This window comes from Rhodococcus sp. CH91, assembly GCF_022554085.1.
GTDB lineage: Bacteria > Actinomycetota > Actinomycetes > Mycobacteriales > Mycobacteriaceae > Rhodococcus.
The window spans coordinates 176,850-191,633 of the sequence record NZ_JAKFYR010000004.1; the positions used below are offsets into that span (position 1 = coordinate 176,850).

Genomic DNA, 14,784 nt, shown 5'->3' on the forward strand with positions numbered 1-14,784 from the left:
ATGCAACAGTCCACCGTCGACGCGGTGATCCGTGGCCTCGAGAAGGCCGGCGTCACCACCGTGTGCTACCTGCCCGACTCCTTGTTCAAGGAGCTCTACCCCGCCCTCGACGCCCACCCCACGATCCGCACCATCCAGGTCACCAACGAGGGTGAGGGCGCCGCGATCTGCGGCGGAATCTTCCTGTCCGGCACGCGCGCCGCGCTCATCATGGAGAACTCCGGTCTGCGCGCCTCCGTCGAACCCCTCGCCCGCATGGGCCTGGGAGCAGGCATCCCGGTGATCATGCTCATGAGCTATCGCGGCGAACTCGGTGAGAACAACTGGTGGGCCGTGCCGCACGGCATCACGATGGAGCCGATCCTCGACGCTCTGCGCATCCCGTACCGCATCGTGCGGGAGGAGGACGCGATCGAACGCGCCATCCGCGACGCCTTCGCGTGGTCCTACTCCGCCTACCACCATTCCGCCATCGCCCTCGGAGGAGGACTCGTCCGTTGACCACCATGCGCATGACCCGATTCGAGTGCATGCAGGCACTCGCCGCCCGGCTCGAGAACGAACTCGTCATCCTCTCCCTCGGCGCGAGCGTCGACGAGTGGTACAACGCCGCCCCGCACATGCGTGAGGCCAGCCTGTTCCAGCAGCAACTCGGCTGCGTGACCCCGCAGGCGTTCGGCCTCGCGGTGGGCCTGCCGCACCGCCGCATCGTCTCGCTCGACACCGACGGCGGCATGCTGTTCAACCTCGGCATCCTCGCGACCCTCGCCAACGAGCAGCCCCGCAACCTGTTCACGGTGGTGTGGGACAACGAGTGCTATCAGTCCATCGGCGGCCCGCCGACCCACACCGCGAAGGGCAAGGTCGACATCGCCGCGATCGCCCGCGGCGCCGGAATCGAGAAGGCCTACACCGCAGAAACCCTCGAGGAGTTCGACAAGCACTGCGTGGCGGGACTGTCCGCCGACGAACCGTACGTACTCGTCGCGAAGGTCTCGAGTGTCGTGCAGCCGGGCATCAAGCGCAAGCACAGCGACGGCCGGGAAGACAAGTACATCTTCGTTCGCCACGTGGAGGCGACGGAGGGCATCACCATCATGGGGCCCAGTGAACACAACTGACGGATTCGACTACGTCGTCGTCGGTGGCGGGTCGGCGGGGTGTGTCCTCGCCGCCCGTCTGACCGAGAATCCCGACACGTCCGTGCTGCTCCTCGAGGCAGGGCCGGACCACGCCGGCCTCCCGCCGATCGACGCGCCCGCGACCTGGGCGGGACTGCTCGGCGGCGACTACGACTGGGGGCACAGCTACGCCCCCAGCCCGTTGCTCGGCGGTCGCGCCGTGCCGATCCCGCGGGGCCGGGTTCTCGGCGGATCGAGCAGCATCAACGCGATGCTCTGGTATCGCGGGCACCCGTCGGACTACGACGCGTGGGAGACCGCCGGGGCGAAGGGCTGGAACTTCGCGTCGCTGCTCCCCTACTTCCGCCGCGCCGAGGACTGGGAGGGCGGCGCCACCGCCTTCCGCGGTGCCGGAGGTCCGGTGCGCATCACCCGGCCCACCGACCCGCACCCGATCGCCACCGGATTGCTCGACGCCGCATCCGAACTCGGCATGCCGGTACTCGACGACTGCAACGGGCCGGAGATCGAGGGCGCCGCCCTGGCGAACCTCACGATCGACGACGGTCACCGCGTCAGCACGGCTCGCGCCTATCTCGATCCGGCGCGGACCCGGCCCAACCTCACGGTCCGCACCGACGTCACCGTGTCGGAGTTGATCTTCGACGGCCACCGGTGCGTGGGTGTGCGGTACCGCCGCCCCGGCACGGACAGCGCAGGCACGGACATCGTGGTCCGTGCCGACGCCGAGGTGCTGCTCTGCGCCGGTGCGATCTCGAGCCCGCACCTGCTGCTGCTCTCGGGGATCGGCGACCCTGCACACCTGCGGGAACACGGCCTCCCCGTGCACACCGCGCTGCCCGGCGTCGGACGCAACCTCCAGGACCACCCCCTCCTCATGGGCGTGAACTTCCGGTCCCGCGGCCCACTCGGCCCGGTACGCGACAACGGCGGTGGCGCGATCCTGAACTGGCGTTCGGACCCCTCACTGGATATGCCCGACCTGCACGCCTTCGTCGTCCAGGGTGCGCACGCCACCCCGGAGGTCGCCGCACGCTACGACGTCACCGGCGACGTCTTCGCGATCTCCCCCGGTCTCATGCGTTCGTACAGCGTCGGACAGCTGACCCTGCGATCCGCGGATCCGGGCACGGCACCGATCGTCGACCCACGCTATCTGTCCGATCCTCGCGACCTCGACGCTCTCGTCGCCGGCCTCGGCCGCATCTTCGACCTCGCAACGACGTCCGCTCTGCAACGCCTCGTGGAGGCACCCGCCGCGCCCGACCGCCGGCCGACGCGCACCGAAGCCGAAGCCTTCGTCCGCACGAGCTGCGCGACCTTCTTCCACACCGCCGGCACCTGCGCGATGGGCGTGGGCCCGGATTCGGTCGTCGACCCGGACCTGCGTGTGTACGGCGTGGACGGGCTCCGCGTGGTGGACGCGTCCGTCATCCCCGTGCTCCCGTCGTGCAACACCAACGCCCCCGTGATCGCGCTGGCCGAACGCGCGGCCGCGTCGATCACCGGAACCGAGAGGAAACTGCCGTGACGACCAGCACCACCACACGCTGCGACGACCCCGTCGTGCTGAACCAGTGGTATCCGGTCTGTTCCGAACAGGAGGTCGCCGAGGCGGCCGTGTACACCCGCCTCCTCGGCGCCGACGTCGAATGCACCGTCGACGCCGACGGTGTGCCGACGGTGCGCGACGGGGACGACACTCTTCCGGTGCGACGCAGATACGGTTTCGTGTGGACCACTCTCGGCACTCCCGAGAAGGACGTCTTCACCATCGACGAGGCCGACGAGGCCGACCGGCGCTACGTGCCGTGCGGATGGATGACGCTCCGCTCGTCTCCCGGCCGGGTGGTGGAGAACTTCCTGGACATGGCGCACTTCCCGTTCGTGCACACAGGAATTCTCGGCGGCGAGGCGGCCACGGAGGTCGCGCGGTACACATGGGAGATCCGGCGGGAGACCGACGAGGTGTGGGCCACCGACTGCACCTTCTTCCAGCCGCAGATGTCCGCAGCCTCCGAGGGGTCGTTCGCGCACCTGACCTATCGGGTTCCGAACCCGTATCAGGTGATGCTGTACCGGATTTCGCCTGCAGACCCCACCCGTCTCGACGCGATCGCCCTGTTCGTCCAGCCGATCGACGAAACAGTTTGCCGCGCACAGCCGGTGATGTATCTCGTCGACCCGGATTCCTCGCACACCGAGCTGGTCCAGTTCGAGCAGGTGATCTTCCTGCAGGACCGCATCATCGTCGAGAATCAGCGGCCGCTGCTGCTCCCCCTCGATCCGCGCGACGAGATCCCGACCCGCGCCGACGCCTCCTCGGTCACCTACCGACGCTGGCTCAAGGCCAAAGGCCTGCGCTGGGGCGCCGTGCCGCTCCTGCCCGCCGGTACCCGAGGAGCAGACGCGTGACCACCGCAGCACTCCCCCGCCACTGCGCCGGCTTCCTCCGCACCGGGACGAAATCCCTGCTCGTCGACGGCCGCTGGATCCCCGGCTCGGGAGTCCCCTTCGAGACGGTCGATCCGGCGACCGACCTGCCGCTCGCCACACTCGCCTCGGCGGGACCGGACGAGGTGGATGCCGCTGTCACCGCGGCCCGCGGGGCCCTGCGGCAGGAGTGGGCGTCGTGCACTCCCGCGGCCCGGGCACGCGTGTTGTGGCGGATCGCGGAGGTGATCGACGCACACGCCGACGAACTCGCCGAACTCGAGAGCCTCGACCAGGGCAAGACCTGGGCCACCGCACGATTCGCGGAAATACCCTCGGCAGCAGAGCAGTTCCGCTACTACGCGGGCTGGGCGACGAAGATCACCGGCATCACCGTGACACCGTCGATCACCTACGCGCCACCCGGGAAGAAGGTCCTCGCGCACACTGTCCGGGAACCGGTCGGTGTGGTGGCGGCGATCGTGCCCTGGAACTCCCCGTTGCTCATGGCGGCGATGAAGCTCGCCCCGGCACTCGCCGCCGGATGCACCGTCGTCCTCAAACCGGCCGAGGACACCTCCCTCACCGCGCTTCGGCTCGGTGAACTGCTCGCGGAGACCGGGATCCCCGCCGGGGTCGTGAACATCGTGACCGGCGGCGGTGCGGTCGGACGCATGCTGGCCGAGCATCCCGGCGTGGACAAGGTGACGTTCACCGGATCCACGGAGGTCGGCAGGAAGCTCGTCGCGTCGGCGGGAGCGGGCCGTCTCGCGCGACTGACCCTCGAACTCGGCGGAAAGTCACCGGCCGTCGTGTTCGGCGACACCGATCTGCCCACGACGATCCCCGGCCTGGCCCGCGGCATCTTCGCCAACTGCGGACAGGTGTGCGTCGCCGGTTCGCGTGTCTATGCCGAGCGGCGCGTCTACGAGCAGGTGGTGGACGGCCTGGCCGCGGCGGCGAAGTCCTTGCGGCTCGGGCACGGTCTGGACGAGGACACCGATCAAGGTCCGCTGGTGAGCCGAAGGCACCGAGCGAGAGTGGCGTCCTACGTCGACGACGGTGCACGAGCGGGTGCGAGCATCGTGACCGGGGGCCGCATGGTGGGCGAGACGGGTAGCTTCTACGAGCCGACCGTCGTGGTCGACGCGGCGCCCGATCTGCCTCTGATGCGCGAGGAGATCTTCGGCCCGGTCGTGACCGTGACTCCCTTCGACGACCCCGGCGAAGTGATCGCGTGGGCGAACGACACCGACTACGGTCTCGCCGCGAGCGTGTGGACGTCGGATCTGTCGCGGGCCCACCGGGTGTCCGGCGCGATCCGCGCCGGCACCGTGTGGATCAACTGCCACTCGTACTTTTCTCCGGAGTTGGTCAAGGGTGGCCACAAGCAGTCGGGCTGGGGATACGAGAACGGTGCTGCGGGCCTGGAGAACTATCTCGAGACCAAGACCGTGTGCATGTCGGTCTGAGGGCCGGTGGGTGCCCCCAGATAGGCGTGCGTCGCACCGAACCGCGAGAGCATGTACTCCCCGGCACCGATCGGCGGGTAGATCGCATCCGTACCCGGCTCGACACAGCTGGGGATCGCCTCGATCACCGCACGGAAATTCGGGGCGACGAAGTACGGCAGCGAATATCTGTGTCCGGAGGTGGGATTGAGAACCCGGTGACGAGTGGAGACGTACCGGTGGTTGGTCCAGCGGGCGATCATGTCCCCGAGATTGACGACCAGGGCGTCGGGCGGGGTCACGACATCGATCCATCCGCCCTGCCGCGCGGCGACCTGCAACCCACCGATGTCGTCCTGGGCGAGCAACGTCAACGAGCCGTAATCGGTGTGGGCCGCGGCGCCCGGTGTGGTGTCGCCCTCGGGAACAGGCGGATAGTGCAGCATGCGCAGTGACGCGAGCGGGTCGGTGAACATCGGCACGAAGGCGTCGTCCTCGAGGCAGAGCGCACGCGCGAGACCGCGCATGATGTGGGCGTTGATGTCCAGGCATGCTCTCGCGTAGTCGTCGGCAACGCTCCGGAAGTCGGGCATGAGCGAGGCCGGCCACTGCGTCGGGCCGTGCAGCGGGGTGCCCGCGACGACCTCGGGGTGATCGGCGGCACGGTCTCGGGTGATGTCGAGGGCCTCCTTGCCGTCCGCGCCTGCGGTGGGGTCGAGGATTTCGGTCTTCGGCGGCACGTAACCGCTGTGACAGGACGACTTCGCGATGGCGATCTCCATCTTCTCCTCGAAGGGGAGGGCGAAGAACCGGCGGGCCTGCTCCATCGTCGCGGCACGGAGATCGGGATCGAGCCCGTGCCCGGTCACGACGAAGAAACCGAGGTCGGTACAGGCGGCGTCGAGCGCGTCGGCGACCGTGCGGGGATCGCTTCCGTCGCGCAACGGACGCAGATCGATGAGGGGCAGGGATTCCATGCTGACTCCTGGGCGAGACGGGCGATGTGATCGCTATAAGTTCATTCCTGCGATGCTGCCCGTCCGTCTCGATCACATGAGAACCGTGTTACGGGTTCGCCGGTCACCTGTTCTCCGGGCCCCGTTCCGTGCGCGCACCGACGCACAGCACCAGGCGCGCCGGATCCGGACCACGATGGCACCACTGCATCTCGGTTCCTGCGGCCGCGAACAGGCAGTCGCCCTCCCCGAGGCCGATCGGGGCCCGGCCCCGCACCTGCACCTCGAGGCGGCCGCCGATCATCACCATCACGAGATCGTCGGACCGCCGGAACCACCCGCCGACATCGTCGCCGGCTTCGATGACGTACTGGTACACCTCGGTGATCGCACCGTTCCCCCGAGCCATCCACGTCACCGGAGCAGCCGGAGTCCCCGTCACCGCCCGCGCGACGCGCCCTTCCGCACGCACCACGAGTACGTCGGCCTCCGGCGCCGGATCCAGGAAATCGGAGGGTGAGCACCCGAGCGCATCCGCGATCTTGTACAGCGTCGCGAGCGAGGGCGCGTTGAGCCCGCGCTCGACCTGGCTCAGAAACGCCTGGCTGACCCCGGATCGCATCGCCAGCGATCGGGCGGTGAGCCCCTGCTGCCGCCGGACGTCGCGAATGGCACGGCCCACTCGCGCGACCCGATCCTGTTCCGGCACTGCATTCTCCGTCCGCATCTCGGATCCCATCCCTCCTGCCCGGCCCGAAACACAAACGTCACGGATCCGACACGGCCGCTCAATTATGACCCTGGATCGTCTCGCGTTAACACATAGCGATTACTCGGAAGGTCCACCGTATGGTGACAGCAACTTCGCACACGGGCAGCACCATCGGCTCGGCATCCGCAACACACGGCCCCGCCGAGGGCGTCGTGATGCGCGGTATCCACCGGTCGTTCGGAGACAACCACGTCCTCCGCGACGTCTCGCTGCACGTCCGGCCCGGCGAGGTCTACGCCCTGCTCGGAGAGAACGGTGCCGGCAAGTCGACGCTGATGCGCATCCTCACCGGCCTGCTCCCCCCGGACTCCGGCTCCGTGGAGGTCGACGGGAATACGCTCGCCGAGGGGGGAAACGACCGGATCGCCATGGTTCATCAGCATTTCATGCTCGTGCCCGGCATGACGGTCGCCGAGAACTTCCTGCTGGGTCGCACTCGCGGAGTCGTCGGGCGAAAGCAATTGCGGCGCACCGAATCGGAAATCTCCGCGCTTGCGGACGAGACCGGGCTCGCGTGCGATCCGGCAGCACGGGTGGAGACTCTGTCGGTGGGCGAGCAACAGCGGGTCGAGATCCTGCGCGCCCTGCATCTGGGCGCCGGATATCTACTGCTCGACGAACCCACCGCGAACCTCGCTCCCGCAGAGGTCCACTCCCTCCTCGCGCGGATCCGCAGCCTCGCCGCGGACCGCGGCGTCGGAATCGTGCTCATCACCCACCACCTCGAGGAGGTCCTCGAAGCCGCCGACCGGGTCGGTGTGCTGCGAGGCGGACAGCTCGTCGCCGAGAAGCCGATCCGGGACAGCGGAACCCCCGTCACCACTGCCGAACTCGCGCGCGACATGGTCGGACGCGATGTGGGACTGGGAATCCGCCGGGCCGCAACCGAACCACCCGGCGCCCGCATGCTCGAACTCGTCGGGGTGTCGGTACCCGGACAACTGCACGATGTGACCTTGCGCGTCGCAGCCGGGCAGCTCGTCGCGGTCGCCGGCGTGGAGGGCAACGGCCAGTCCGCGCTCGAGGACGTGCTCTCCGGCCTCGCCCCCGACGCCACCGGCGCGGTCTGCGTGGCCGAACGCGAGATCGACGCCTCCACACCGCGCGCCGTGCGGGAGGTGGGGGTCGGCATCGTCCCTGCGGATCGCTATTCCCGCGGACTCGTCAAGTCGCTGGCGATCGACACCAATCTCGCCGTCGACAGCTACACCACCGCGCCGCTGGCACGCCGCTGGGGACGTTTGTCACGCAGCGCGATCCGCGCACGTGCCGAACGCATCATCGAGGCCCTTGCGGTGAAGGCACAGAGTCCGCGCACGCTCGCCGGAACCCTGTCCGGAGGTCATGCCCAGCGCGTGGTCCTCGGCCGTGTGCTCGACGGTGCCCCCCGCGTCCTCGTCGTCGCACAACCGACCCGCGGTCTCGACATCGGTGCGACCGAGTTCGTGTGGGACACCCTCGTCGAACACCGCTCACGGGGCGCCGCGATCCTGCTCGTCTCGTCCGATCTCGACGAGATCTGCAGTCTCGCCGACCGGGTCGTGGTGCTCTACCGCGGGCGTGTCGTCGCCGAGTTCGACGAGGGCCCGTTCGACCGGGAAGCCATCGGTTCTGCGATGGGTGGATTCCAGGAGGCCGCGGCATGAGCACGGGCACCCTCATGCCCGCGACCACACCGGCCCCCGACCCCGTCGCACCGCCGAGGTTGCGGCACGCCGCCGCCCTGGGAGTTCCCCTGCTCGCGGTGTTCGTCGGCCTCGCTGTCGGCGCCGTACTCATCCTGCTGGCCGGAGGCGATCCCGGACAGGCGTACGCGACCATGCTGAACGCCGCTCTCGGCGGCGACACGCAACTCGGACGGCTGCTCACCGGGATGACCCCCCTGGTGCTCATGGGTCTGGGCTACGCGATCGCGTACCGGACCGGCTTCATCACCATCGGCGCGCAGGGGCACTACGACGTCGGCGCGATCACGGCCGCCGCCGTCGTGCTCAGCATGCCGCTGGGAACCGGCTGGGTCGCGATACCGGTCGTGGCGGTGACCGCCGCCGCGGCCGGCGCCTGCATCGGTGGCATCGCGGGTGTGCTGAAGGCACGGCTCGGGGTGAACGAGATCATCTCCTCGTTGATGCTCAACTACCTCGTCTTCTACGCACTGGCGTGGGCCGTGCGCAAACCCCTCGCCAATCCCAACGGCTTCACCCCGGAATCCGAGCGGATTCCGGACTGGGCCGTGCTCGCGACGATCCCCGGCACCCGCATCCACATCGGTGTGTTCGTGGCCGTTGCCGCCGTGCCGCTCGTCTGGTGGCTCATGCGCTCCACCCGGTTCGGCTTCGCCTCGCAGATCGTCGGGGAAAGCCCCACCGTCGCAGCGGCGAACGGCATCTCCGTCGGCCGCACCATCGTCACCTCGGCGCTCGTCAGCGGTGCCCTGGGCGGCATCGCCGGTGCCATCATGCTGGTGGGCAGTGAGTTCCGCCTCTCCCTCGCGGTGTCCTCCGGGATCGGCTTCACCGCCATCGTGGTGGCACTGCTCGGGAGGCGTAATCCGTTCGGCATCGTGCTCGCCGCAGCCCTGGTCTCCGGTCTGACGCTCGGCAGCCAGGCCGTCCAGCGCACCCAGGAGATCCCCGCATCCATCGGCACCGTCGTGCAGGCCGTGATGATCCTGACGGTGCTGCTCGCCAACCGATTCGTGGAGCGTGCGCGATGAACTGGTCCGACGTCCTGGGCGTGAGCGCACTCGTTCCCTTGCTCACCGCAGCCCTTCGCCTCGCCGTTCCGATCATCCTCGCCGCGGCCGGCGCCTGCCTCGCCGAACGATCCGGTCTGATGAACCTCGGCATCGAGGGCCAGATGATGGTGGGCGCGGTCACGGCGTTCGTGACCGTCCACGCCACCGGGCAACCGATGCTCGGCGCGCTCGCCGGCGCCGCTGCGGGCCTGGCGACCGCCGCCGTCGTCGGCTACCTGACGATCACGATGGCCGTCGATCAGATCATCACCGGAATCTCGGTGGTCATCCTCGGCACCGGTCTCGCATCCTTCCTGTATCTGCAGGTCTTCGGCCTGACCGGGACTCCTCCGCGAATCCAGGGCAGTACGCCGCTCGACATCCCGGTGCTGTCCGACATCCCGGTGCTGGGACCGATCCTGTTCTCCCAGTCCCCACTCGTCTATCTGGCCCTGGCATCGGTCGTCGCCCTGTGGTGGATCCTGTCCCGCACGGCCTTCGGCCTGTCGATCCGGGCGGCCGGCGAGAGCCCGGACGCCGCCGACTCCGTCGGCGTCTCCGTTCCCCGGACCCGGTGGCTCACCCTGCTGATCTCCGGCGCCGCGGCCGGTGCGGCCGGTGCGCTCGTCATCGACGGTCTGGGCTTCTTCCAGGACGGCATCACCGGGGGTCGCGGTTGGATCGCGCTCGGCGTCGTGATCCTGGCACGCTGGAATCCTCTCGGCGCCGTGGCCGGTGGTTTCATGTTCGGACTCGTCGACGCCTTCCAGCTGCGCGTGCAGGCGGCCTCGGGCGGCCAGGCCACCTCGGTGCCGTACGAGCTGTTCCAGGCGATGCCCTACGTCGTGACCCTGCTCGCCGTGGTCGCGACCACCGTGTGGTTCTCCCGCAACACCGCCCCCACGGCGCTGGGCGTCCCCTTCGTTCCCGCCAAATAGCTGTTCCCACTCGGGGCTCGCACGTGCGAGCCGTCTCTCGGAGGAGAAATACGTGAAGAAATCGGTTACCGCTGTCGCAGCAGCCGCAGTCGTGGGTGTCGCACTCACGGGGTGTTCGAGCTCCGGCTCCGACGGGGACCCGTCGTCCGACGGCGTGGTCAAGGCCGCGATCGTCACCTCGGGCCCGGTCAACGACCTCGGCTGGAACCAGGGCATGGTCGAGGGCGCCGAGAAACTCGAGGCCGAGGGCCTGATCGACCTCACGGTGGTGCAACAGGATTCCGGTGCGACCTCGGAGCAGATCGCCCAGATCGTGACCGACCTCGCGGAGGACGGCAACCAGCTCATCGTGGGGCACTCGTTCAACTACGGCGAACCGATCAAGGGCGTCATCGCGGACTATCCCGACGTGCTGTTCGCCTATGCCGGCGGCTTCGGCGACATCACCGCCAACCTCGCCGACTACAGTCAGCCCTTCTACCAGGGTTCCTTCCTCACCGGAATCCTCGCCGGCGACCTCACCGAGACCGGAATCCTCGCCGGCACCGCCGGATTCGAGATCCCGGTGTGCAAGGCACAGATCGAGGCCTTCGCCGACGGGGCGCGCCTGACCTACAAGGGCCCCGGCGAGATCCAGTTGCGCCCGGCCTACATCGGCGGATGGTCCGACGCTGCTGCCCAGACCCTCGAGGCCGTCAACGCGCTCGTCGACCAGGGCGCCGACCAGTTCTCCACCTGCGGCGTCGACGCGGCCACCATCGAAGGCGCCAAACAGCGCGGAGTAGGAGTCGCGGGCTACACCATGGATCAGACCCCTCTCGCCCCCGAGAACGTCGTGTCCTCCGTGGTGTGGAATCTCGACGAGGTGCTCCGCGCCATGGTCGCCGACGTGGAGGCCGGGACGATCGACCCGGCGAAGTACTACGAGGTGGACTTCACCGAAGGCGGTCTCGACGTCGTCGTCAATCCGGCGTTCGCCGACAAGATCTCCCCCGAGGCGATGGCACTGTTCGAGGAATACCGCGAGAAGATCGAATCGGGCGAGTTCGAGGTCCAGTACAAGGGCGGCAGCGAGTAACCCCGGCGGATCGAACCCCGGCGAGGCCGGTGCGGTGCGCGGATCCGGAAGGATCGCACGCCGCACCGGCCTCGTTCGTTCGGTTGCCGAGGTGCGCGCCTATCCGGCCCGCGCCCGGTTCCGTTCCGAGCACCACGGCACCAATGCCGCTGCGAGTGCATCAGGGGCGGACAACTGCGGGGCGTGATCGGCGATCAGCGAGACGACCGCCGCGCCCGGCGTCAGCTGCTGCATCCGCCGCTGCGCCGCGAGCGGAATCGAACGGTCCAGCGTCGCTTCGATGTACAACCTCGGAACGCGTCCGAAACGCTCCGGCGTCCAGACGGGAGCCATGAGACGGGCCGTCTCCAGTTGCGGCGCGAGTCTGCGCGCGGCACCGATCGCGTGCGCGGCGTCCGCTTCGTGGAAGAACACCGCTGCAGCAGCTTCCGGCGGTACGACCGTGCCGCGACCGTCCGGAGTGGAGAGCAGCCACCGCGAGATACCCACCGGTTGTTCGAGACCGATACCGTCGCAGAGCATTCCGAAATCGACCCCGGACGGGAGCATCATCCCCGCCGGATAGGCGACCCCGGCGACACACTCCGGGAGCATCTCCGCGACCTGCGTGACGACGATGCCCCCACCGGAGTGTCCGACGAGGATCACCGGACCGTCGAGTCCGGCGATGTGATCGGCCACGAGTACGGCGACGTCGTCGAGCGTGACATCACCTGCGCCCCACGCTCCCACCCCCGGCAGGGAGAGTGCATGCGGGGTGTGGCCCGCCTGCCGGAGAGGTTCGAGCATCGTGTCCCACACCCAGTTTCCGGCCCATGCGCCGTGTACGAGTACGACGTGACTCACCCTCGGAGTTCCTCCGCGGCGGCCAGCACACGGGCTGCTTCGCGCACTGCGGCGGTGTTCACCTTGCCGTGGCGGGAGCCGGCGAGTTTCGCCTTGATGTGGTCCCGAACGACGATCGGCTCGTACGGTTCCGGCCCCGCGTACCCGGGCAGTGTGGAGATCACGGCGTCGACATTGCCGTCGTGGAAGAACGCCACGGAACGACGGCGGCGGATCCGCCCGTCGACGATCGGTGGCTTGACCCGGTGCAGAGTGGACATCCACCGATCGTCCGTGATGCGGGCGGTGAGATCGCCGAGGTTGACCAGCAGGGCGCCGGGCAGAGGTTCGACGTCGTGCCACACCCCGTCGGATCCGAGCACCTGCAGACCCGCGACCCGGTCGGCCCACAGGACCGTGACGATTCCGAAGTCGGTGTGCTCCCCCATACCGGTGAGATCGCCGTCCAGATCGACGGTGCCCTCGGGCAATGCGTAGTTGTTCATGCGCAGTACATCGATCGAGTGGTCGGTGAGCCGCTCGAAGTAGTCCGGATCCTGACCGAGCGCGTCGGCGAAGATCCGGGTGAGAGTGCGTGCCACCCGCGCGGCCTCCGCGTAGTAGGCCTGCACCCTCTCCTCGAAGTTCGGGACGTCGGGCCAGAGGTTGAGCCCGTAATCGTCCTCGGACAGCTCCACGTGTGTGAACGACCGCGCTTCCACACCGATGTTGAACGCTTCGAAGAAGTCGTTCATGCGACTCGCGGCTTCGACCCCGAGACTCAGGCTCAGCGACTCGCTCTTCGGCGGGCTGTATCCGCGGTTGGCGCCGTCGACGCGGTAACGCACCTTGTCCTCCAGCGGCAGACCGAAGAAGTCGTCGAGTGCGGAGGCGAGCCCGTCGACCACCTCCCCGGGGACACCGTGACCGAGAATCTGGACGAACCCCACCCGGGTGCAGGCATCGTCGATCTCCCTCGCCACGCGGGCACGTTCGGTGTCGCCCTCGCCCCGCACGTACGGACCGATGTCGACGGCGGGAACGACGAAGGTGTCAGACGACGGCAGGTTCATGAACGGCTCCTGGAGTAACGGGCGCGGCGGAGGAGGTGGCCGGGGCCGGTGTGCTCGGCCGCGAGGCAGCCCGCGCCACGGCGCCGAGCTTGGTGTGGTTGAACAGCAGGTTCAAGGAGAACGCCGTGATCGCGGCGAGAGTGATCCCGCTGCCGAGCAGGATCTGTGCGGAGGACGGGAACTTCTCGAACATCCCCTCGGCGAGTTCGGGCAGCAGGCCCACGCCGACGGCGACAGCCGCGATCGTGGAGTTGATGCGGTCGGACAGGTCCACCGAGCGCAGCGTGTTGATGCCCACCAGCGCGACCGTCGCGAACAGGATCAGGCCCACACCACCGACCACCGGTTTCGGCAACGTCGCGACCACCGCGCTCACCTTGGGAAGGGCACCGAGAACCACGAGTATCGCGCCCGAGGTGGCGGTGACGTACCGGCTGTACACACGGGTGGTGGCGACGGCACCGACGTTCTGCGTGAAGACGGTGTCGACGAAGGCGTTGAAGACGCCGCCGAGCACGGCCGAGGCACCGTCACCGGCGAGCCCACGCGCGATGTCGCCCTTGGTGACGCGCTTTCCGGTGATCTCGGAGACAGCGAGCATGCTCGCGGTCGATTCGGCGAACACCACGGCCATCACGATGCTCATGGCGACCACGGCGGTGACCGGGAACTCGGGTGCACCGAAGTGGAAGGGTGCGGGCAGGCCCACCCACGACGAACCGGCGACCCCGCCGAGATCGATCAGGCCGAGCGGTATCGCGACGACCGTGCCGGCGGCAAGGGCGATCAGGACGCCGAGCTGTGCCCAGATTCCGCGTCCGAGGCACAGGAAACCGATGGCCACGAGGATGACGAGCACCGCCAACCCGATGTCGACGGGGGAGGCGAAGGAGGGCGAGGTGGGGTCGTTGCCGACGATCAGTCCACCGGCCACGCCGATGAGGGAGATGCCGACGACGGTGAGCACCGCGCCGGTGACGAGTGGTGGGAAGAACCGGATGATCCTGGCGAACGGCCACGCCAGCGCCAGACCGATGATGCCGCCCACCAGCATGGACCCGTAGACGGCCTGCAGCCCGTATTCGTTCGCGATGAGGATCATCGGCGTGAGACCGGCGAAGGTCGCACCGCACACGATGGGCAGACGGACACCGGCGAGTTTGCCGACGCCGAGGCTCTGGACGATCGTGATCAGACCGGCGATCAGCAGGTCGGCGCTGATGAGCATGGCGATGGTGTCGCGGTCGAGCCCTACGGCCGCGCCGAACACCAGCGGAACGGTGATGCATCCGGTGTACATGATCAGGACGTGCTGGAGGCCGAACGCGAACTGCCGGGCGAACGGCAGTCTCGTGTCGACGGGGTGCGGTGAGGTCATG

At 68.5% G+C, this 14,784-nt stretch carries 14 protein-coding genes and 1 pseudogene; 10 read left to right on the forward strand and 5 right to left on the reverse strand.

Going from position 1 to position 14,784, the window contains the following annotated elements:
• Genes MOM01_RS10075 through MOM01_RS10095 form a run of 5 tightly spaced genes read left to right on the forward strand, consistent with a single transcriptional unit; the run spans window position 1 to window position 5,047 of the window.
• Window positions 1-501: a thiamine pyrophosphate-binding protein gene (locus tag MOM01_RS10075; protein WP_241385281.1), complete on the forward strand. Its 501-nt coding sequence runs from the start codon at window positions 1-3 to the stop codon at window positions 499-501.
• Window positions 502-506: 5 nt separating this feature from the next.
• The gene (locus tag MOM01_RS10080) at window positions 507-1,121 is read left to right on the forward strand and encodes a thiamine pyrophosphate-dependent enzyme (protein WP_241385500.1); all 615 of its coding nucleotides are present in this window, start codon (window positions 507-509) and stop codon (window positions 1,119-1,121) included.
• Window positions 1,108-2,673 (forward strand): GMC family oxidoreductase, encoded by a 1,566-nt coding sequence (locus MOM01_RS23325; protein ID WP_241385282.1) that lies wholly within the window; start codon window positions 1,108-1,110, stop codon window positions 2,671-2,673. Before MOM01_RS10080 ends, MOM01_RS23325 begins: the two co-directional genes overlap by 14 nt.
• Entirely contained in the window at window positions 2,670-3,557 is an 888-nt protein-coding gene (locus MOM01_RS10090) for an aromatic ring-hydroxylating oxygenase subunit alpha (protein ID WP_241385283.1), read from the forward strand. Before MOM01_RS23325 ends, MOM01_RS10090 begins: the two co-directional genes overlap by 4 nt.
• Window positions 3,554-5,047, forward strand: a complete 1,494-nt coding sequence (locus tag MOM01_RS10095) for an aldehyde dehydrogenase family protein (RefSeq protein ID WP_241385284.1) — start codon at window positions 3,554-3,556, stop codon at window positions 5,045-5,047. Before MOM01_RS10090 ends, MOM01_RS10095 begins: the two co-directional genes overlap by 4 nt.
• On the opposite strand, the gene MOM01_RS10100 is transcribed toward MOM01_RS10095, so the two are convergent.
• On the reverse strand, window positions 5,011-6,003 hold the full coding sequence (locus tag MOM01_RS10100) for an isopenicillin N synthase family dioxygenase (RefSeq protein WP_241385285.1): 993 nt from the start codon (window positions 6,001-6,003) through the stop codon (window positions 5,011-5,013). The genes MOM01_RS10095 and MOM01_RS10100 overlap by 37 nt on opposite strands.
• Before the next feature lie 103 nt (window positions 6,004-6,106).
• Window positions 6,107-6,691, reverse strand: a complete 585-nt coding sequence (locus MOM01_RS10105; RefSeq protein WP_241385286.1) for a helix-turn-helix domain-containing protein — start codon at window positions 6,689-6,691, stop codon at window positions 6,107-6,109.
• A gap of 269 nt (window positions 6,692-6,960) precedes the next feature.
• Between MOM01_RS10105 and MOM01_RS23510 the strand changes: the two are divergent.
• The 5 genes and pseudogenes from MOM01_RS23510 to MOM01_RS10125 all read left to right on the forward strand — a co-directional run.
• Window positions 6,961-7,371 (forward strand): annotated as a pseudogene (locus tag MOM01_RS23510) (ATP-binding cassette domain-containing protein); the annotation flags it as partial.
• Complete coding sequence (locus MOM01_RS10110; protein ID WP_441347291.1) at window positions 7,345-8,400, forward strand: ATP-binding cassette domain-containing protein; 1,056 nt, start codon at window positions 7,345-7,347, stop codon at window positions 8,398-8,400. The pseudogene MOM01_RS23510 and the gene MOM01_RS10110, both read left to right, overlap by 27 nt.
• A complete protein-coding gene (locus MOM01_RS10115; RefSeq protein ID WP_241385288.1) occupies window positions 8,397-9,470 on the forward strand; it encodes an ABC transporter permease in 1,074 nt (357 codons plus the stop codon). The genes MOM01_RS10110 and MOM01_RS10115 overlap by 4 nt, the downstream gene beginning before the upstream one ends.
• Complete coding sequence (locus MOM01_RS10120) at window positions 9,467-10,429, forward strand: ABC transporter permease (RefSeq protein WP_241385289.1); 963 nt, start codon at window positions 9,467-9,469, stop codon at window positions 10,427-10,429. The genes MOM01_RS10115 and MOM01_RS10120 overlap by 4 nt, the downstream gene beginning before the upstream one ends.
• Window positions 10,430-10,481: 52 nt before the next feature.
• The gene (locus tag MOM01_RS10125; RefSeq protein WP_241385290.1) at window positions 10,482-11,507 is read left to right on the forward strand and encodes a BMP family protein; all 1,026 of its coding nucleotides are present in this window, start codon (window positions 10,482-10,484) and stop codon (window positions 11,505-11,507) included.
• A 99-nt stretch (window positions 11,508-11,606) separates the two neighbouring features.
• On the opposite strand, the gene MOM01_RS10130 is transcribed toward MOM01_RS10125, so the two are convergent.
• Genes MOM01_RS10130 through MOM01_RS10140 form a run of 3 tightly spaced genes read right to left on the reverse strand, consistent with a single transcriptional unit; the run spans window position 11,607 to window position 14,783 of the window.
• Window positions 11,607-12,353 carry an alpha/beta fold hydrolase gene (locus tag MOM01_RS10130; protein WP_241385291.1) on the reverse strand — a complete coding sequence of 249 codons (747 nt, stop codon included), beginning with the start codon at window positions 12,351-12,353 and terminating at the stop codon, window positions 11,607-11,609.
• The gene (locus MOM01_RS10135) at window positions 12,350-13,405 is read right to left on the reverse strand and encodes an isopenicillin N synthase family dioxygenase (protein ID WP_241385292.1); all 1,056 of its coding nucleotides are present in this window, start codon (window positions 13,403-13,405) and stop codon (window positions 12,350-12,352) included. The genes MOM01_RS10130 and MOM01_RS10135 overlap by 4 nt, the downstream gene beginning before the upstream one ends.
• Window positions 13,386-14,783: a uracil-xanthine permease family protein gene (locus MOM01_RS10140; protein ID WP_241385293.1), complete on the reverse strand. Its 1,398-nt coding sequence runs from the start codon at window positions 14,781-14,783 to the stop codon at window positions 13,386-13,388. Before MOM01_RS10140 ends, MOM01_RS10135 begins: the two co-directional genes overlap by 20 nt.
• Window position 14,784 lies beyond the last annotated feature (1 nt).

Bases quoted from the DNA above. Each gene is read 5' to 3' on its own strand.
- MOM01_RS10075 (WP_241385281.1), top strand. From the start codon at position 1: ATGCAACAGTCCACCGTCGACGCGGTGATCCGTGGCCTCGAGAAGGCC.
- MOM01_RS10080 (WP_241385500.1), top strand. From the start codon at position 507: ATGCGCATGACCCGATTCGAGTGCATGCAGGCACTCGCCGCCCGGCTC.
- MOM01_RS10100 (WP_241385285.1), bottom strand. From the start codon at position 6,003: ATGGAATCCCTGCCCCTCATCGATCTGCGTCCGTTGCGCGACGGAAGC.
- MOM01_RS10115 (WP_241385288.1), top strand. From the start codon at position 8,397: ATGAGCACGGGCACCCTCATGCCCGCGACCACACCGGCCCCCGACCCC.
- MOM01_RS10120 (WP_241385289.1), top strand. From the start codon at position 9,467: ATGAACTGGTCCGACGTCCTGGGCGTGAGCGCACTCGTTCCCTTGCTC.
- MOM01_RS10135 (WP_241385292.1), bottom strand. From the start codon at position 13,405: ATGAACCTGCCGTCGTCTGACACCTTCGTCGTTCCCGCCGTCGACATC.
- MOM01_RS10140 (WP_241385293.1), bottom strand. From the start codon at position 14,783: ATGACCTCACCGCACCCCGTCGACACGAGACTGCCGTTCGCCCGGCAG.